Origin of the sequence: Vibrio sp. A1-b2 (assembly GCF_021726015.1) — a bacterium.
GTDB classification, from domain to species: domain Bacteria; phylum Pseudomonadota; class Gammaproteobacteria; order Enterobacterales; family Vibrionaceae; genus Vibrio; species Vibrio diazotrophicus.
Genome location: NZ_JAKKCI010000005.1, coordinates 29,072 through 47,946, shown reverse-complemented (window position 1 = coordinate 47,946; position 18,875 = coordinate 29,072). Strand labels below are relative to the sequence as shown.

The following is an 18,875-nucleotide window of genomic DNA, read 5'->3' as shown; positions in this document are numbered from 1 at the left end:
AACTTTAAACAAATGATAACGCAATTATTTGTAATTGCCACTTTTAACAATAAGCAAAGATTCTGGTTTTACTTCTGATATAAAATCCAGATATAAAAAAGCTCCCCTTGTAGGAGAGCTTTTTGACGTTATTCGATTTAAGACAGAGCAAGAATTACGCTTGGGATAACGATGAATACTGAGAGTAAGTATCCTGCAACCACAGACTTACTTTTAACCGCCATGTCTGAGATGTAATCGGCGCCTTTCAACGGAATTTCGCGTAAGAACGGAACACCGTAAATCAAGATTGTCGCAAGTACGTTGAACGATAGGTGTACCAGAGCAATCTGTAGTGCGAACACTGCAAACTCACCTGAAACCGCTGTTGCAGCCAGCAGAGCTGTAATACAAGTACCGATGTTAGCACCAAGGGTAAATGGGTACACTTCGCGAACTTTTAGTACACCAGAACCTACAAGAGGAACCATCAAGCTAGTTGTTGTTGAAGAAGACTGAACCAATACTGTCACAACAGTACCAGAGGCAATACCGTGTAGCGGACCGCGACCAATAGCGTGTTGCAGAATTTCACGAGCACGGCCAACCATTAGGCTCTTCATCAGCTTGCCAATCACGGTAATCGCAACAAAGATCGTCGCAATACCAAGAACCACTAATGCAATACCGCCAAACATATCACCAAGAACCGCTAGTTGATGTTTTAGTGCGCCTACAACAGGGCTAGTGATTGGTTTGATGAAGTTCAGACCTTTCATGCTCATATCACCGCCAGCAAGGAATGGTGATACTAACCAGTGAGAAATTTTCTCTAGTAGACCGAACATGATCTCTAAAGGAAGGAATATGACAACGGCAAGCAAGTTGAAAAAGTCGTGAATAGTTGCACTTGCGAATGCGCGTTTGAACTCTTCTTTACAACGAATGTGACCAAGGCTAACGATAGTGTTGGTTACTGTTGTACCAATGTTCGCGCCCATTACCATAGGAATTGCAGTTTCGATAGGTAAACCACCGGCAACCAGACCTACGATGATTGATGTGACTGTACTTGAAGATTGGATCAGGGCTGTCGCCACTAAGCCAATCATTAATCCTGCAACTGGGTGTGAAGCAAACTCAAAAAGCACTTTTGCTTGTTCAGCTGCCGCCCATTTAAAGCCATCGCCTACCATTGTTACGGCAAGTAATAGCAAATAAATCATGAAAGCCAAGTTTGTCCAGCGAAGCGTACGAGTTGTTGACGAAATCGGAGCCGCTGTTGAAGCTGCTTGGTTTATCATTGTTTTCTCCATTGACCTTAATTAACTACATTTGGTCTGTTGTTGAATCTGTCGGCGATAGTAGAACCCGAATATTTCAGTAATATGACAGTTCTGTAATAAATAGATATTTTTGTTAATTAGATTCAATTTGGAGCATGTGAGCTTTTTGATGTGTTTTTATCTATATGAATAATAAGAGTATTTTTATGTGTTTTGGATTTGATTAGCACTAGGTAAAATGCCATTTTTTTGTTTATCTATTAGCTAAACATGACGCAAGAGTCACAAAGAAAATAACTGATGTAGAAAAAAATGTAGTTAATCTTTATTTTGTTCGGTTTTTTCGAGTTAATTGATTGATGCTGGGTGTTTGGTTTAACCTTAGCGATTATTTGGCTACTGAGTCTCGGCAACTATGTCTCATTTAAACTATAACCACCTTTATTACTTTTGGATGGTATGCAAGCAAGGTTCTGTTACTAAAGCGGCAGATGCTTTGTTCCTCACTCCTCAAACGGTAACAGGTCAAATCAAAGCTTTTGAAGAGCGTATGGACGGTAAACTGACCAAACGCAATGGCAGAAGTATTGAACCCACTGAGCTTGGGCAGTTGGTGTTTAAGTATGCAGACCGAATGTTTGGTTTAAGTTATGAGATGCTGGATATCGTTAACTACAGTCAGCGTTCCAATGTTCTTTTTGATGTTGGCGTTGCGGATGCGCTGTCTAAAAGGTTAGTGAGTAAGATTCTGATGACCACCATTCCAGAAGACAACAGCATCCATTTACGTTGTTTTGAATCTACCCACGAGCTTCTGCTTGAGCAGTTGTCCCAACATAAGCTGGATATGATTCTTTCTGATTGTCCTGTTGATTCAAGTCAAAGCCCAGGTTTGTTTAGTAAAAAGCTGGGGGAAAGTCATATGGGATTTTTTGCTCGCAATCATCTTGGCAAAGTATCATTCCCTGCGGTTTTAGAAGAACGTAAGTTGCTGATGCCGGGAAGTCGAACATCTATGGGGAGAAAAGTCCGTCAATGGTTCGATCACCAAGGTATTCAACCTAATATTCTTGGTGAGTTTGATGATTCCGCGCTAATGAAGGCATTTGCCCGATATCACCCAGAAGCCATTTTCTTAGCACCGCTGCTTTATGTTACCGAAGTGGCGGATGATTCTTCGCTGCAACTGATTGCGCCTGTCGAAGAAGTGAAGGAAGAGTATTACGTTATCTTTGCTGAACGAATGATTCAGCACCCAGCCGTAAAAAATATTTGTGACGCAGATTTTACTAAATTGTTTGAATGAGACTTTTGTCATTATTTACAGTTGGATTAACTTCACACAATTTGATAAAAAGAACAATTATTACACAGGGCTAATTAATTCGAGCAGCAATAAAGGCGCAAGTTATGAATCAATAAGAATTCAGATGCGTCGCAGAAATAAAATTAACTGATATTACCAAAACACTTTACCCCGCTAATATGCCGCATAACGATAGCCAAGCTAATTGAAGTAAAGGCAGGCGACAAGATAATGAACCCATGAGCATAGCTATTATGTTATTGGGTAAGTAAACGTCGTCAGCAAAGCTATTGCTTCAATAGAAAGGGTATTTTGAATTAGTTTATTATGCCGACTTAAGAGCGTTTTAGAAGTTGTTCCTAGGGGACTTATTCATGAATCTACAAGAAATGGAAAAGAATTCCGCTCAGGCGGTTGTTCTACTCAAAGCGATGGCGAATGAAAGGCGTTTACAAATTCTTTGCTTGCTGCACAACCAAGAGTTGTCGGTAGGTGAGTTATGCGGAAAACTAGAATTAAGCCAGTCCGCACTTTCGCAGCATTTAGCATGGTTGAGACGAGATGGATTGGTCAACACGCGTAAATCTGCACAAACAGTATTTTATACTCTAAGTAGTGATGAAGTGAAAAAGATGATTGAGTTGCTTCACAATCTGTACTGTGAGTAACTGATTTAGAAAATGAGTTAAATCAGAAAATAAAAAAACCGGCAAAAGCCGGTTTTTTTCATCGCTGATAATTCAAGCCAGAATTATAGTGCTTTGATAGCTGCAGCGAAGCGAGACTTATGACGAGCTGCTTTATTCTTGTGAATAAGGCCTTTAGTCGCCATGCGGTCTAGGATTGGTGTAACTACAGCAAAAGCAGCAGTTGCAGTTTCTTTGTCGCCTGCTTGGATAGCAGCAACAGTTTTCTTCATGTAAGTGCGCATCATAGAACGACGGCTAGCATTGTGCTGGCGACGTTTCTCAGCTTGGATAGCGCGCTTCTTAGCAGATTTACTATTTGCCAAGGGTCTAACTCCCAAAAACTTTTCGTTAGGTAACATTTTAAGGGCGAGGAATATCCCCTATTTGCTCTAAAATGTCAAATGATTTGTGCAAAAACCCACCTGAACCAAACAAGTTTGGTATAAGAAGGCCTTCGCGGTTAAGATGGCGTGGATTCTAACAGTATTTTTTTTTCAATGCTAATACTTATCTGCTCTCTGAATGACATTCTTTGCATTCAGTGGGCGACTATGTTGTTTTAGCTTGTTTTTCGAGGTTATCGTGAGCAAACGCTTACTCAAGTCTGGCATGATTGTCAGTGCCATGACGCTTATCTCCCGCGTGCTGGGATTAGTGCGTGATATCGTTGTTGCAAATCTTATGGGAGCTGGTGCCAGCGCAGACGTATTCTTCTTCGCCAACCGTATTCCTAACTTTTTACGTCGTCTATTTGCAGAGGGGGCGTTCTCTCAAGCCTTTGTTCCTGTGTTAACTGAGTATCATGCCTCTGGTGATATGAACAAAACTCGAGACCTGATAGCCAAAGCGTCGGGTACATTAGGGGTATTAGTCTCTATTGTAACTGTGCTGGGTATTGTGTTCTCTGGTGTTGTTACAGCATTGTTTGGTGCAGGTTGGTTTCTGGACTGGTTAAATGATGGACCCGCAGCGCCAAAATTCGAACTGGCGAGCCTGCTTCTTAAAATCACCTTTCCTTATTTATGGTTCATTACTTTTGTTGCTTTGTCGGGCGCCATATTAAACACCCTTGGTAAGTTCGCGGTTTCTTCGTTTACGCCCGTGTTCCTAAACGTCATGATGATCTTATCCGCTTGGTATATTTCGCCAAACTTGGATCAGCCAGAAATTGGTTTAGCAATAGGTGTGTTTTTAGGCGGTTTAGTTCAGTTTTTATTCCAACTGCCATTTTTGATCAAAGCTGGAGCCTTAGTTAAGCCAAAATGGGGATGGAAAGATCCTGGAGTGGTCAAAATTCGCACTTTGATGATTCCGGCTTTGTTTGGTGTGTCAGTGAGCCAAATTAACCTTCTATTTGATTCGTTTGTTGCCAGTTTCCTGCAAACGGGTTCTATCAGTTGGCTTTATTACTCTGATCGCTTACTGGAATTCCCGCTAGGTTTGTTCGGTATTGCGATTGCAACTGTTATTCTGCCTGCGTTATCGCGCAAGCATGTTGATGCCCATAGTGAAGGGTTTTCTCATACCATGGATTGGGGCGTGCGCATGGTCACTTTGCTAGGTGTACCTGCCATGTTGGGGTTGATGGTGTTGGCGAAACCAATGCTGATGGTACTCTTCATGCGCGGCGAGTTCTCGGCCAATGACGTTGAACAAGCTTCGATGTCCCTGCTGGCTTATGCTGCTGGTCTGCTGAACTTTATGCTGATCAAGGTTCTTGCTCCGGGGTATTACTCGCGCCAAGACACGAGAACGCCTGTTCGCTACGGTATTATCGCTATGGTGAGTAACATGGTTTTTAACGCCATCTTTGCTTGGTTCTATGGCTTCGTAGGTTTGGCAGCGGCAACGGCACTATCTGCCTTCATTAATATGGCTTTGCTTTATAACGGTTTGCATCAGCAAGGTGTTTACAAGCTTTCACGTAAAACAGTGCTGTTTATTGCTCGACTGATTGTTGCTGGCGGCGCTATGGTGGCTGCGATTTTATGGCAGTTAGAAGATATGTCGGTTTGGCTTGAGTGGAGCTTCCACAGCCGTGCATTAATGCTGGCTGCGCTGATTGCTTTAGGTGCAATTGTTTATTTGCTCACCGCATTGATTCTAGGCTTGCGCCTAAAGGATTTAAAAGCGGCGACAGAATAATGTTAATTAGGGTATAATCCGCCAGTTTCGCACCAATATAACTGAGAACTATAGGTTTTAAACGTATTCCAATGGAATTAATACGCGGTATTCATAATATCAAAGCACAGCATAATGGTTGTGTGTTGACGATTGGTAATTTTGACGGTGTTCACTTAGGACATCAGCAAGTTCTGCAGAAAGTCTCTGAACAAGCCAAAAAGCTGAATTTACCTTCAGTCGTAATGACATTTGAACCGCAGCCTATGGAGCTTTTCTTAAAAGATAAAGCACCAGCTCGGTTAACTCGTTTGAGAGATAAGTTTGTTCAACTGAGTAAACTGGATATTGATCGACTGTTGTGTGTGAATTTTAACCATCATTTTGCCAGTCTAGATGCGGACAGTTTTATCCGTGACTTGTTGGTAAAACGTTTGGGTGTTAAGTTTCTGGTTGTTGGCGACGATTTTTGTTTCGGCCGTGGGCGCAAAGGTAATTTTGCTATGCTCAAAGAGGCTGGGCAAAAGTACGGATTTGAAGTCGTTAGCACGGAAAGTTTCTGCTTAGAAGAGCTTCGTGTGAGTAGTACGGCGATTCGAGAATCGCTGGCCGAAAACGATCTGACGGGAACGTCAGAAATGCTGGGAAGAAACTATAGTATTAGCGGTCGAGTTTCCCATGGTCGAAAACTTGGTCGTACTATCGGATTTCCTACGGCAAATATTCCACTAAAACGCTGTGTTTCACCTGTGTCTGGTGTGTATGTTGTCGAAGCTTATGGGCTGGGGGAACAACCTATTGGTGGTGTGGCGAATATTGGCCAACGACCAACAGTAAATGGTGTTCGTCAGCAGCTAGAAGTGCACTTATTTGACTTCCAAGGCAATTTGTATGGAAAGCAGTTAGAAGTAGCACTTTTGCATAAGCTAAGAGATGAAAAGAAGTTTGAGTCGTTTGATGCGCTTAAACAACAAATAGAATTGGATGCTGAAGCGGCTAGGGTGTGGTTGCTTCAGTTTAAGAATTAGCCAGTTGATTCCACTGGTTAAAATAATGTCTAACTTCGCCCAATACAACGGAATTAAGAATCGATGAGTGACTATAAAAATACCCTGAACTTACCTGAGACAGGGTTCCCAATGCGCGGTGATCTGGCCAAACGTGAGCCAGCAATGTTAGAGCGTTGGTACCAAGAAGATCTATACGGTGAAATCCGTAAAGCTAAAAAAGGCAAAAAATCTTTCATCCTGCATGATGGCCCTCCATATGCCAACGGTGATATTCACATTGGTCACGCACTTAATAAGATTCTTAAAGACATTATTATTAAATCTAAAACGCTTTCTGGTTTTGACTCTCCATATATTCCGGGTTGGGACTGTCACGGCCTACCAATCGAGTTGATGGTCGAAAAGAAAGTGGGCAAACCAGGCCAAAAAGTGACTGCTGCTGAGTTCCGCGAAAAATGTCGCGAATACGCTGCGGGTCAAGTTGAAGGCCAAAAAGAAGGCTTCAAACGTCTTGGTATTCTTGGTGAGTGGGACAAACCGTACCGCACTATGGATTTTGCAACTGAAGCAAACATCATCCGTGCGCTAGGCAAAATTGCTGACAACGGCCACTTACTAAAAGGTTTCAAACCTGTTCACTGGTGTACAGATTGTGGTTCAGCACTAGCAGAAGCAGAAGTAGAGTACAAAAACAAAGTTTCTCCTTCTATTGATGTACGTTTCAAAGCGGCTGATGAAGCGACACTTCTGTCTAAGTTTGATCTGAAATCTGATCATGCTGGCGAAGGTGATGTTTCAATCGTAATCTGGACAACAACACCATGGACGCTTCCAGCGAACCGTGCTGTGTGTCTACGTGACGATCTAGAGTACGTTCTTATTCAAATAGAAGGCGATTCTGAAAAAGATCAGCAGCCAGAACGTATTATCGTTGCTTCTGAGCTAGCAAAAGAAGTGATGGATCGTGCGGGTATCGAGCATTTCCATAATCTAGGTTTTGCGAAAGGTAGTGACCTTGAGCTGGCTCAGTTCCAACACCCATTCTATGACTTCACTGTTCCTGCGATCCTTGGTGATCACGTAACAACGGATTCAGGTACTGGTGTGGTTCACACAGCACCTGGACACGGTCAAGAAGACTTTGCCGTTGGTCAGAAATACGGTCTAGAAGTAGCGAACCCAGTAGGTTCAAACGGTGTTTACCTTCCAGACACTGAGTTCTTTGCTGGCCAACACGTATTTAAAGCAAACGATGCTGTTGTTGAGTTGCTAAAAGAGAAAGGCGCTTTATTGCATCACCACGCTTATGAGCACAGCTACCCACACTGCTGGCGTCATAAAACACCGATCATCTTCCGTGCAACACCACAATGGTTCGTTTCAATGGATCAAGCGGGTCTTCGTGCACAAGCTCTGAAATCAATCAAGAGCGTTCAATGGATGCCTGAATGGGGTCAAAGCCGTATTGAAGGCATGATCGAAGGCCGTCCTGAATGGTGTGTATCTCGTCAACGTACTTGGGGTGTGCCAATTGCTCTGTTCGTTCATAAAGAAACGTCTGAACTTCATCCAAACAGCGCTGAACTGATTGAAAAAGTTGCGAAACTTGTTGAAGAGAAAGGCATTCAAGCATGGTGGGACGTTGAACCTGCTGAACTGCTTGGTGCGGACGCTGAGAAATACGAAAAAGTATTAGACACGCTAGACGTATGGTTCGACTCTGGTGTTACTCACTACGCAGTGGTTGATAACCGTGAAGAGTTCAACGGCGCGGAAGCGGACATGTACCTAGAAGGTTCTGACCAACACCGTGGCTGGTTCCAGTCTTCTCTAATTTCATCTATCGCCATGAAAGGTAAAGCACCATACAAAGAAGTATTAACTCACGGTTTCGTGGTTGATGGTCAAGGCCGTAAGATGTCTAAATCTATCGGTAACGTGGTTGCTCCTAAAGATGTGACCAATAAACTTGGCGCAGACATTCTTCGTCTATGGGTTGCTTCAACTGACTACACTGGTGAAGTTGCGGTTTCTGATGAAATCCTGAAACGTAGTGCAGACTCATACCGTCGTATCCGTAACACGGCTCGTTTCTTCCTAGCTAACTTAAACGGTTTCAATCCAGCAACGGACATGGTTGCAGCGGAAGATATGGTTGCTCTGGATCGTTGGGCTGTGGCGCGTGCCTTTGCTGCACAACAAGAAATTGTGAAAGCATACGATGAGTACAACACTCACGCGGTTGTTCAACGCCTAATGCATTTCTGTTCTGTAGAAATGGGTTCTTTCTACCTAGACGTGATTAAAGACCGTCAGTACACAGCGAAAAAAGGCGGCCACGCTCAACGTAGCTGTCAAACAGCGCTTTACTACATCGTAGAAGCTTTGGTTCGTTGGATGGCGCCAATCATGTCGTTCACAGCGGATGAAATCTGGAACGAAATGCCAGCTAAGCAAGAAAACGGTGAAGAGCGCAGCAAGTTTGTATTCACTGGCGAATGGTACCAAGGTCTGTTCGGTCTTGCTGAAGGCGAAGAGCTTAACAACGAGTTCTGGACTGAAATTCAAGAAATCCGTGGTGCGGTGAACAAACTGCTTGAAAATGCACGTAACGAGAAAACTATTGGTGGTTCACTGCAAGCTGAAGTGACTCTGTTTGCTGATGACGCACTAGCAGCGAAACTCAACAAGCTTGAAGATGAACTTCGCTTCGTACTACTGACTTCTAAAGCGGCGGTTAAACCAGTATCTGAGAAGACAGAAGCTGCACATGAAACTGAGATCGAAGGCTTGTTCGTTCAAGTAAGCAAAACTGAAGCAGAGAAGTGTGACCGTTGTTGGCACCATACTGCAGACGTTGGCACTATTGCTGGTCACGAGAAAATCTGTGGTCGCTGTGTGTCGAACGTTGACGGCGAAGGCGAAGTTCGTAAATTCGCATAACCAAAGGCGTTTACATGACACAGCAAGCATTAACGCTAAAACAATCAGGAGTGCGCTGGCTATGGCTGGCCCTCTTGGTGTTTGTGGCAGACATTGGCATTAAATTAGTTGTAATGAATGGCATGGGCTATGGTTGGGAAAATCGTATTGAGATTCTTCCCTTCTTCAACCTGCTATATGTTCATAACTATGGCGCGGCTTTTAGCTTTTTGAGCGATCAAGCAGGCTGGCAACGTTGGTTTTTTACTGCAATTGCATTTGTTGTAACAGGTCTACTCGCATTTTGGATGAGACGTCTACCTGCTAGCGATAAATGGAATAACATCGCTTATGCGCTGATTATTGGTGGCGCTGTGGGTAACGTGTTTGACCGCGTTGTTCACGGATTTGTTGTTGATTATCTTGATTTTTACTGGGGTAATTACCACTGGCCGGCCTTCAATTTAGCCGATAGCGCAATTTGTATTGGTGCTGCGATGATTATCTTAGATAGTTTCCGTAGCAGTAAAAAAGCGGCGTAAGCTCTATCAAAGCCTAATAACCCTAAGCGCTGTCCGTTGATTCGGAGAGCGCTTTTTGTTAGAAGAACAGCCAATATTTTAAATTCTAAGAAAAGAAATAAACGAGACGAAAAAGATCTCGAACAATCTAAAGGAAGCCCAACGTGACAACAATTAATCAGAACTCAGCTGTAACTCTGCATTTTACTATCAAATTAAAAGATGGCTCTGTGGCCGACAGTACACATAATTTAGGCAAGCCAGCTAAGTTTGTGATTGGCGATGGCAGCCTGAGTGAAAACTTTGAAAAATGCCTTATCGGAATGACTGCGGGACAAAGCCAAGCGATCGAATTGATTGCGGAAGATGCTTTTGGACAGCCAAACCCAGACAACATCCACCATATGGACCGAGCGAAATTTATCGGTGAAACAGAGGTGGAAGTGGGTACCATTATGGCGTTTAGTGGCCCTGACGGTATGGAAATTCCGGGGATCATCACCGAGATTGTCGGTGATTCCGTGACGGTGGATTTTAACCACCCGCTAGCCGGACAAGATGTTATCTTTGATGTCGAAATCTTGTCTGTTGAATAACTGATTACTTATTAATACATCCATGAGCAACAACATGAAAATACTGTTAGCTAACCCTCGCGGCTTCTGCGCTGGTGTTGATCGTGCCATCAGCATTGTAGAGCGTGCATTAGAAATGTATCAGCCACCTATCTATGTTCGTCATGAAGTCGTACACAACCGTTTTGTGGTTGAAGGGCTAAAACAACGTGGAGCGGTTTTTGTCGAAGAACTGCATGAAGTTCCAGATAACAACATTGTGATTTTCTCTGCTCATGGTGTTTCTCAAGCTGTGCGTCAGGAAGCGAAAGAACGCGACTTAACCGTCTTCGATGCAACCTGTCCGTTAGTGACTAAAGTTCATATGGAAGTGGCTCGTGCAAGCCGCAAGCATATGGAAGTGGTGCTGATTGGTCATGCTGGGCATCCTGAAGTTGAAGGCACTATGGGGCAGTACGCCAGCGATAAAGGCGGTATGTATCTGGTAGAAAAACCAGATGACGTGATTGCTCTGGTAGAGAAAGTAAAAGATCCAAGTCATCTGCACTATGTCAGCCAAACCACCTTGTCTGTGGATGAAACGGCAGATGTGATCGATAAACTGCGCGAAGTGTTCCCTGAAATTCAAGGCCCGCGTAAGGATGATATTTGCTACGCGACACAGAACCGTCAGGATGCCGTACGTATCCTTGCGAGCGAAGTAGATGTGATGATTGTGGTCGGCTCTAAAAACTCATCTAACTCTACGCGATTGAAAGAGTTGGCTGAGAAATTAGGTACGCCAGGTTATCTGACGGACTGTCCTGAAGATGTACGTCCAGAATGGGTTGACGGTAAGAGCAAAGTGGGCGTAACGGCGGGTGCATCAGCACCTGAAGAGCTAGTGAACCAAATTATTAATCGTATTAAAGAACTTGGCGCGACCTCTGTAGAAGAAGTGCTAGGTCGTGAAGAGAACATGTTTTTCGAAGTACCAAAAGAACTGCAAATCAAGCAAGTTGATTAATCGCTTTTCACTTCTCCGAAAATATAAGAAGGGCTCCGATGGGAGCCCTTTTAGTATCTATAAGACTTTATTGATACAGATTAAACCGTTTCAGTCACACCTGTTGGTTTCTCTTCATCAGCAAACTCAGTATCGCCTTTGCCTTTAGAGATTTTGATTACGTAAGCTGTAATAGCTAGCGCCGCGACAACACCAATGATAGTTGATAGTTGCATTGGCTGACCAAAGCCTAGTGTACCGTTGTTTAGGATAAAGGTGATACAAACTGAAGTCATGAATGCCGCAGGAACCGTTGTAATCCAGTGGAACTTGTTATGACGTAGTAGGTATGCAGAAGCTGTCCACAACATCATTACTGCTGTTGTTTGGTTTGCAAAACCGAAGTAACGCCAGATGATTCCGAAATCTACTTGAGTCAGTACGCCACCGATAATGAATAGTGGAACAGCCATTAGTAGACGGTTACGCATTGTTTTCTGTTCCATGTTGAAGTACTCAGCAAGGATCAGACGGCTTGAACGGAACGCTGTGTCGCCAGAAGTGATTGGCAGGATAACCACACCTAGGAATGCGATGATGCCACCGAATACGCCTAGTAGACCGAATGAAGCGCTGTAAACTACGTTACCTGGACCACCGTTAGCCACTGCAGCTTGAAGACCTTCAAGTGAATCGAAGAACGATAGAGCGATAGCACACCAGATTAGCGCGATGATACCTTCACCAATCATTGCTCCGTAAAATACGAAACGGCCATTAGTTTCATTTTCAATACAACGAGCCATTAGTGGAGACTGAGTAGCGTGGAAACCAGAGATAGCACCACAAGCAATCGTGATGAATAGCGCTGGCCACAAAGGCATATCTTTAGGGTTCAGGTTGCTGAACATGTCGCTTGGTTCAAAGCCACCTAGAATTTGGTGTTCGCTAGAGAATGCGATAGCCGTGATCAGACCAACAGACATGAAAATCAACAGTGCGCCAAACAGTGGGTAGAAGCGGCCGATGATTTTATCTACAGGAACGATAGTTGCGATGATGTAGTAAGCAAAAATGATTACAACCATAGTTGTCATGCTTACAGTCAGGCTAGTTTGTTCATTGATTAGGTTAGTAATCATGCCAGCAGGCGCTGATACGAATACCACACCAACAAGCAGTAGAAGAACAATGGCAAAAATGTTCATAAAGTGTTTTGCGCCATTGCCTAAGTAACGACCTGTCATTGTTGGAACAGATGCACCACCGTTACGAATCGATAGCATGCCTGAGAAGTAGTCGTGAACTGCACCAGCAAAGATACAGCCAACAACAATCCATAGCATTGCCGCAGGGCCGTATAGAGCACCCATGATTGGACCGAAGATTGGGCCAACACCAGCGATGTTAAGAAGTTGAACTAGGTAAACTTTAGGCGTTGACATGCGAACGTAGTCCACACCGTCAGCTTTTGTATGGGCAGGAGTTTTACGACTTTCGTTGATGCCGAAGATTTTCTCTACGATAGCACCGTAGATGAAATATCCAGCTAGCAGTGCTGCTACACAAGTTAGGAACCACAACATAGCGATTGTCCTTTGTTATTGGATTATGAAATAAGCTCAATTTGCATAGTAAAGGGTTGCTAGGCTAGAAACATTCGCTTTCCTAGTGAGTGGTCGAATAGAGAATTAAGTGGTTTCTGAAGTAAATAAGCGGTCTCTGATATTGTTCAGTGGCAGTCAGAGAAAGTAAGCGGTTCTGTTGATGGATTTGAGGATTTAGCAGGAAAGAATGCACAATCAGTGGTATACCTAAAGAGCTAAAGATTATTAGCTAAGTTGAAGGTAAATAATGAAAAAAACAATAACAGTGGTAATGGTTTTAGGGCTTTTGGGGTGTGCGGCAACGGACAGCGAATTGGCGAAAGTGGGCAACTGGTATCAAATCGGCTACCAAGATGGCATGGTTGGACATTCACAACGTTCATACAAAATATTGTCAGAGCTTGGGGATGTTCAAGAATCGGATTATGAAAACGGCTATTCGCAAGGCATCGCGGAATATTGCAACCCTAACGTCGCTTATCAGATTGGCGTAAATGGTCAATATTACGAAGGTGTTTGTGAAGGAACTGATCAAGCGCAGCGATTTCGTATGGAATGGCAACGTGGCTGGAATGAGTACAATAACTAACTGAAATGTTTTACTTTCCCCTTTTATTACTCGTCAGTTGCAGGATGTTGAGGTGCTACTATGCACGATGAATCACTTGCGTTAGTTTTTGCTAGTGTCGGTGTTGTTGGTCTGTTTTGTCAGTGGTTAGCTTGGCGTTTACGTTTACCAGCGATTTTATTTTTGCTACTAGCAGGCATCATTGCAGGCCCTCTCACGGGCATTCTTGTTCCTCAACAACTGCTTGGTGATCTGTTATTCCCACTCGTTTCGTTAGCCGTTGCCGTTATTCTGTTTGAAGGTAGCTTAACGCTTAACTTCAAAGAGATACGCGGAGTCAGTAACACCGTATGGAGCATAGTTTCCATCGGTGCAGTGATCTCTTGGGCTATCACTTCCTTTGCGGTTCATTTGTTACTTGGGTTTGATTGGCCCCTCTCATTTCTGTTTGGCAGTTTGACTGTGGTGACGGGACCTACCGTTATCGTTCCACTGCTAAGAACGGTAAGACCAAATACAAGGTTGTCGAACATACTGCGCTGGGAGGGCATTCTGATTGATCCTCTAGGAGCATTGTTCGTTGTGATGGTGTATGAATTTATTGTCTCCAGCAGTGAAGCGCATAGTCTACACGTCTTTGCTCTTATCATCGCGGTAGGTTTAGCGTTTGGCGTGTTGTCGGGAGCCGCGGTTGCTTATGTGTTACGCAAGGGGCTGATACCGGAGTATCTCCAACCTTTTGGCGTTCTGAGTGTGGTATTGGGAATTTTTGCTCTATCAAATCACATTGAATCCGAATCCGGTTTGCTGACAGTGACTGTGATGGGGATGTGGCTTGCCAATGCTAAAGACGTCAATATCCGCCACATACTGCACTTTAAAGAGAACCTGACTATCTTGCTGATAACAGGTTTATTCATTTTGTTGGCGGCGCGCATTCAATTGAGTGACTTCATGACATTAGGTTGGAGTGCGTTATTGCTGTTTGTTGTTATGCAGCTTATCTCCCGACCAGCGTCTATTATGCTTTCCACTTTACGCAGCAATTTGGCGTTCAAGGAAAAACTCTTCCTTGCATGGGTAGCGCCGCGAGGCATTGTTGCTGCGTCTATTTCATCATTGTTTGCCATTAAGCTGAGTTCTATTGGTATGACAGAGGCCGAGCTGCTGGTGCCGCTGACCTTTATGGTGATTATCGGTACTGTTGTTTTGCAAAGCGCTACGGCACGACCGATGGCTTTAGCGCTACAAGTGGCAGAACCGGCGCCTAAAGGTTTTCTTATCATTGGCGCAAATGATGTGGCCCGTCAGTTGGGTTTGGCGATCATGAAGTACGATTGCCGTGTGGTGCTCACCGATTCGAACTGGGACTATATCCGCCAAGCTAGGATGGCAGGGTTGGAGAACTATTACGGCAATCCAATTTCAAGCCATGCGGATGAGTATCTGAACTTAATTGGTATCGGGCATGTGGTCGCCCTCAGCCCTGATAAACACTTTAATATCATGGCGTGTATGCAGTTCTTATCAGACTTTGGTGAGAAACGCGTTTTTTGTTTGCATGATAAGGTCAACGGTAATACCAAAGATAAACACGTGGTGGCGCAGGAATACCATGGTTTGTCATTTTTGGGCGCTGATGTCAGCTATAAGAAACTGGCAAGTTTGATCAATCAGGGTGGAGAGATCAAGCACACCAAACTGAGTGAAAACTTTACTTATGATGATTACTTGAAGAAACATCAGGAGAGTTATGTGCTACCGCTTTTCTTGGTTGATGCTCGCAATAGAGTGCAGATCTGCTCTGATCTCAATGCGTTCGAGCCGAAAGAAGGTGAAACCGTGGTGTCGCTGATTAAAGCCCACTCTTAGGACGAACAGCATTGATAAAACGCGAGCCTAATATTAGGCTCGCTATCAGATTCTTCAGTGTGGAAAGTTGCTACTGATCTTTGATTACTTTGTGTAGAACACCGTCAGATTCAGAAAGCTTCTCTTTTGCCAGATCCGCATCAACACCAGTCAACAACATCAAAATCGCAACCTTTGCGCTATACCCGCATTCCTGTAACAGAGACTGTGCGGTTTGGGTATCACAGTCTGTGGCTTGCATGACGATTCGCACTGCACGTTTTTTTAATTTTTCTTGTTCATTTTCAGCTTTGTGGTGAGGTTTTGGAGACTGAAAATGTTGCTCTAAATCATTGAGCTCTTGTTCTTTTGACACAATATGAGAAAGCGCGGATAAAAGTGCGTCGTTAGCCATGAATCACCTCAATAACCTCTAATTTAAGCCGTGATGGTTACTGCTATTTTTGAGTTCGAATATTAATTCGAAAAGTATACGACGCCTAAGCTTGCAAGGCGAGAGGCTCCAGTAACTGCAGGCAAATTACTTGGCAAATTATGCATTCTGCGCTGGGCAAGCCAAGCAAAGGCCATGGCTTCCATATAGTCGCTGTCTACTCCTTTGTTAATTGTTGGAGCAACGCCCCAACTTGGCAGAAGAGATTGGATTATTTCCATCAGCAGAGGGTTTTGCGCGCCGCCGCCACAGACTAACAACTCGGGTTGTGATCCAATCGCGAACTTAGCCACTTCGTCGCAGATAGTTACAGCGGTAAATTCACACAAAGTACGAAGAACGTCTTCCGGTGAGTAATGGGTGTTTTGGAGATGTTGTTCTAACCAAGGCATGTTAAACAGCTCACGCCCTGTGCTTTTCGGAGCGGGTTCAGACAAATAGGGCTCCTGACAAAAACGTGAAAGCAACTCAGGTATAACTTTGCCTTGTTTGGCTCTGGAAGCATCTTTGTCATAGCTTTCATTCCAGTTCACTTGGCACCAAGCATCCATCAGCATGTTGCCCGGGCCAGTGTCATATCCAATAACTTCACCATTAGGCTTAAGAACCGAGATATTTGAGATACCACCAATGTTGAGTACTACAACACTGGAGTCTTTGACTTGGAAAATCGTATGGTGAAAAGCAGGAACCAAAGGCGCGCCTTGACCGCCCAATGCCATGTCTTTTCGTCTGAAATCCGCAACGGTGGTTATGCCCGTTTTGGCGGCAATTATGTTGCTGTCGCCTAACTGCATCGTAAATGGTTTTGCACCATTAGGCTGGTGGAAGACAGTTTGTCCATGGCTGCCAATGGCGCGAATCTGTTGTTTATCAATATTCGATTTATTTACCAGAGCTAAAGCGGCGTCAGCAAACAGGTGACCAAGCTCATGATCGATTTCGCCAATTTCAGGTAAATGGGTTGCCTGACCAATACAAATATTCAAAACGCGCGATTTGAGCTCAGAGGGAAAAGGAAAGAAATCGTGGTCGATGAGTTCTATTTTATCGTCTTGTATCGCCACCAAAGCGGTATCCACGCCATCCAGACTCGTTCCAGACATAATTCCTATGTACAGTTCACGCTCACTCATTATGTAATCTCGCCGTCAGATCTAAACAAACTCATTGTAATTGAAAAATAAACTGAATAACCTCACCCGCAGTGACAAATTTTGAAATTAGGAGAAATAATGGGACCGTTATGGCTTGATGTGGAAGGCTATGAATTAACCGCAGAAGATCGCGAGATTTTGCAGCACCCTACGGTTGGTGGCGTCATATTGTTTGCTCGCAATTATCATGATAACCAACAGTTGTTGGCGTTAAACAAAGCGATTCGCCAAGCGGCAAAGCGTCCTATCTTGATTGGTGTTGATCAGGAGGGCGGCCGAGTTCAGCGTTTTCGCGAAGGATTTAGTAAGATTCCGGCCGCTCAGTTGTATGCAAAGAATGAGAACGGCGTTGAGCTGGCAAAGCAAGGCGGATGGCTAATGGCAGCGGAGTTGATTGCTCACGATGTCGATTTGAGCTTTGCGCCGGTACTAGATAAAGGCTTTGAATGTCGCGCAATTGGCAACCGTGCGTTCGGTGATGAAGTCTCGACTGTGTTGAAATACAGCAGTGCGTTTATGCAGGGAATGAAATCGGTAGGGATGGCAACAACAGGAAAACACTTTCCTGGTCATGGCGCGGTGATTGCAGATTCTCATCTAGAAACCCCTTACGATGAACGTGAAGTCATCAGTGATGATATCTCGATTTTTAAAGCGCAGATTGAGGCTGATATTCTTGATGCCATGATGCCTGCTCACGTTATTTACCCGCATTTTGATGATCAGCCTGCCAGTGGTTCTCCTTACTGGTTGAAAAAGGTATTGCGCCAAGAGATGGGCTTTAAAGGCATTGTCTTCTCTGACGATTTAAGCATGGAAGGCGCGGCAATCATGGGATCGCCAGCAGAGCGTTCACAACAAGCGCTGGATGCAGGGTGTGACATGATTCTGATGTGCAATAAGCGTGAAGCTGCGATTGAAGTGCTGGACAATTTGGCGATTGTTGACGTTCCTCAAGCACTTCAGTTATTGAAGAAGCAAAACTTTAGCTATCAAGAGTTAAAAGCGATGCAGGAGTGGAAACAAGCAGTTTCGGCGATGCAAAGAATCATAGAGCAGCACAGCTAATTTGCATGCGATCAGTGCAGCAAAGAAAAGGCTCCATAAGGAGCCTTTTTAATGAAATCCGAGTTTTTCTTTCAGTTCTTTCAGGTAGCGACGGCTGACCGGTACTTTATGCTCTGAACGGGTAATGATTTCCGCTAAACCATTTTCAAGCAACTTTATCTCTTTAATTGCTTTGAGATTAATTAAATACTGGCGATGACAGCGCAGAAGCTGAGTTTTCTCTTCCAGAACCTTAAGCGTAAGCTGGCTGGTGGCTCTTTGGTTATGTGTTTGAACATGTACGCCGCTGATATCAGTAAACGCGTATTCCACCTCAGTGGTTGGGATAATCATGATGCGGTTCAAGCCGATACAAGGCACCTGGTCGAGCATCGCGGGCGCGATGGAAGAAAAGTCTTGTTTCTGTGTTGTGCTGCGTTGTAGACGTTGAATGGTCTTATTCAAACGAGCGATTTCTATCGGTTTAAGTAGGTAGTCAAACGCATTGTCTTCAAATGCCTGTAAAGCATATTGGTCATAGGCGGTGACGAACACAACCTTGGGCATGGTTTCTGGATCGAGCATGCTCAACATTTCAATACCAGTGATCTGTGGCATTTGAATATCGAGAAAGACAACATCGGGTTTGAGTTGGTTTATTTTTTTAAGACCTTCAATTGCGTTGTTCGCTTGGCCAATTACGTTGATTTCGCCACTTTCTTCAAGCAATTCCATCAGTTCTTCACGCGCGAATAATTCGTCGTCAATCACAAGTGCTGAAAGCATTTCTAAAC

General features: G+C 44.1%; 17 protein-coding genes. 11 read left to right on the top strand and 6 right to left on the bottom strand.

All coding sequences use genetic code 11. From position 1 onward, the window contains the following. Positions 1-137: 137 nt before the first annotated feature. A complete protein-coding gene (locus L3V23_RS12820; RefSeq protein ID WP_042484304.1) occupies positions 138-1,283 on the bottom strand; it encodes a Na/Pi symporter in 1,146 nt (381 codons plus the stop codon). Positions 1,284-1,680: 397 nt separating this feature from the next. Here L3V23_RS12820 and nhaR point away from each other — a divergent pair, with 397 nt between their 5' ends. After that, positions 1,681-2,571 (top strand): transcriptional activator NhaR, encoded by an 891-nt coding sequence (nhaR, locus tag L3V23_RS12815; RefSeq protein WP_102941056.1) that lies wholly within the window; start codon positions 1,681-1,683, stop codon positions 2,569-2,571. Positions 2,572-2,945: 374 nt separating this feature from the next. Beyond that, the gene (locus L3V23_RS12810) at positions 2,946-3,239 is read left to right on the top strand and encodes a metalloregulator ArsR/SmtB family transcription factor (RefSeq protein WP_042484297.1); all 294 of its coding nucleotides are present in this window, start codon (positions 2,946-2,948) and stop codon (positions 3,237-3,239) included. Between the two features lie 83 nt (positions 3,240-3,322). On the opposite strand, the gene rpsT is transcribed toward L3V23_RS12810, so the two are convergent. Then, positions 3,323-3,583, bottom strand: a complete 261-nt coding sequence (gene rpsT, locus L3V23_RS12805) for a 30S ribosomal protein S20 (protein WP_042484294.1) — start codon at positions 3,581-3,583, stop codon at positions 3,323-3,325. 259 nt (positions 3,584-3,842) lie between these two features. Here rpsT and murJ point away from each other — a divergent pair, with 259 nt between their 5' ends. The 6 genes from murJ to ispH all read left to right on the top strand — a co-directional run bounded on the left by murJ (position 3,843) and on the right by ispH (position 11,418). Beyond that, positions 3,843-5,405 (top strand): murein biosynthesis integral membrane protein MurJ, encoded by a 1,563-nt coding sequence (murJ, locus tag L3V23_RS12800; RefSeq protein WP_237292410.1) that lies wholly within the window; start codon positions 3,843-3,845, stop codon positions 5,403-5,405. Between the two features lie 71 nt (positions 5,406-5,476). After that, complete coding sequence (gene ribF, locus L3V23_RS12795) at positions 5,477-6,412, top strand: bifunctional riboflavin kinase/FAD synthetase (RefSeq protein ID WP_102963282.1); 936 nt, start codon at positions 5,477-5,479, stop codon at positions 6,410-6,412. A gap of 63 nt (positions 6,413-6,475) precedes the next feature. Further along, complete coding sequence (gene ileS, locus L3V23_RS12790) at positions 6,476-9,337, top strand: isoleucine--tRNA ligase (RefSeq protein WP_237292409.1); 2,862 nt, start codon at positions 6,476-6,478, stop codon at positions 9,335-9,337. 14 nt (positions 9,338-9,351) lie between these two features. Further along, positions 9,352-9,858, top strand: coding sequence for a signal peptidase II (lspA, locus tag L3V23_RS12785; protein WP_102954157.1), 507 nt, complete (start codon positions 9,352-9,354; stop codon positions 9,856-9,858). A 143-nt stretch (positions 9,859-10,001) separates the two neighbouring features. Then, the gene (gene fkpB / locus L3V23_RS12780) at positions 10,002-10,433 is read left to right on the top strand and encodes an FKBP-type peptidyl-prolyl cis-trans isomerase (protein WP_042484279.1); all 432 of its coding nucleotides are present in this window, start codon (positions 10,002-10,004) and stop codon (positions 10,431-10,433) included. A gap of 22 nt (positions 10,434-10,455) precedes the next feature. Beyond that, complete coding sequence (gene ispH, locus L3V23_RS12775; protein WP_180980316.1) at positions 10,456-11,418, top strand: 4-hydroxy-3-methylbut-2-enyl diphosphate reductase; 963 nt, start codon at positions 10,456-10,458, stop codon at positions 11,416-11,418. Between the two features lie 80 nt (positions 11,419-11,498). On the opposite strand, the gene L3V23_RS12770 is transcribed toward ispH, so the two are convergent. After that, positions 11,499-12,983, bottom strand: a complete 1,485-nt coding sequence (locus L3V23_RS12770; protein ID WP_042484272.1) for a carbon starvation protein A — start codon at positions 12,981-12,983, stop codon at positions 11,499-11,501. A gap of 268 nt (positions 12,984-13,251) precedes the next feature. Here L3V23_RS12770 and L3V23_RS12765 point away from each other — a divergent pair, with 268 nt between their 5' ends. Continuing rightward, a complete protein-coding gene (locus L3V23_RS12765) occupies positions 13,252-13,593 on the top strand; it encodes a DUF2799 domain-containing protein (RefSeq protein WP_237292408.1) in 342 nt (113 codons plus the stop codon). Positions 13,594-13,653: 60 nt separating this feature from the next. Then, a complete protein-coding gene (locus tag L3V23_RS12760; protein WP_237292407.1) occupies positions 13,654-15,444 on the top strand; it encodes a sodium:proton antiporter in 1,791 nt (596 codons plus the stop codon). Positions 15,445-15,514: 70 nt separating this feature from the next. On the opposite strand, the gene L3V23_RS12755 is transcribed toward L3V23_RS12760, so the two are convergent. Both L3V23_RS12755 and L3V23_RS12750 read right to left on the bottom strand, forming a co-directional pair. After that, a complete protein-coding gene (locus L3V23_RS12755; RefSeq protein ID WP_102941065.1) occupies positions 15,515-15,838 on the bottom strand; it encodes a hypothetical protein in 324 nt (107 codons plus the stop codon). A gap of 62 nt (positions 15,839-15,900) precedes the next feature. After that, positions 15,901-17,013, bottom strand: a complete 1,113-nt coding sequence (locus L3V23_RS12750) for an anhydro-N-acetylmuramic acid kinase (RefSeq protein ID WP_237292406.1) — start codon at positions 17,011-17,013, stop codon at positions 15,901-15,903. A gap of 99 nt (positions 17,014-17,112) precedes the next feature. Here L3V23_RS12750 and nagZ point away from each other — a divergent pair, with 99 nt between their 5' ends. Continuing rightward, a complete protein-coding gene (nagZ, locus tag L3V23_RS12745; protein WP_102966255.1) occupies positions 17,113-18,102 on the top strand; it encodes a beta-N-acetylhexosaminidase in 990 nt (329 codons plus the stop codon). A gap of 48 nt (positions 18,103-18,150) precedes the next feature. Here nagZ and btsR read toward each other — a convergent pair whose 3' ends face one another. Continuing rightward, complete coding sequence (btsR, locus tag L3V23_RS12740) at positions 18,151-18,867, bottom strand: two-component system response regulator BtsR (RefSeq protein ID WP_042484258.1); 717 nt, start codon at positions 18,865-18,867, stop codon at positions 18,151-18,153. Positions 18,868-18,875 lie beyond the last annotated feature (8 nt).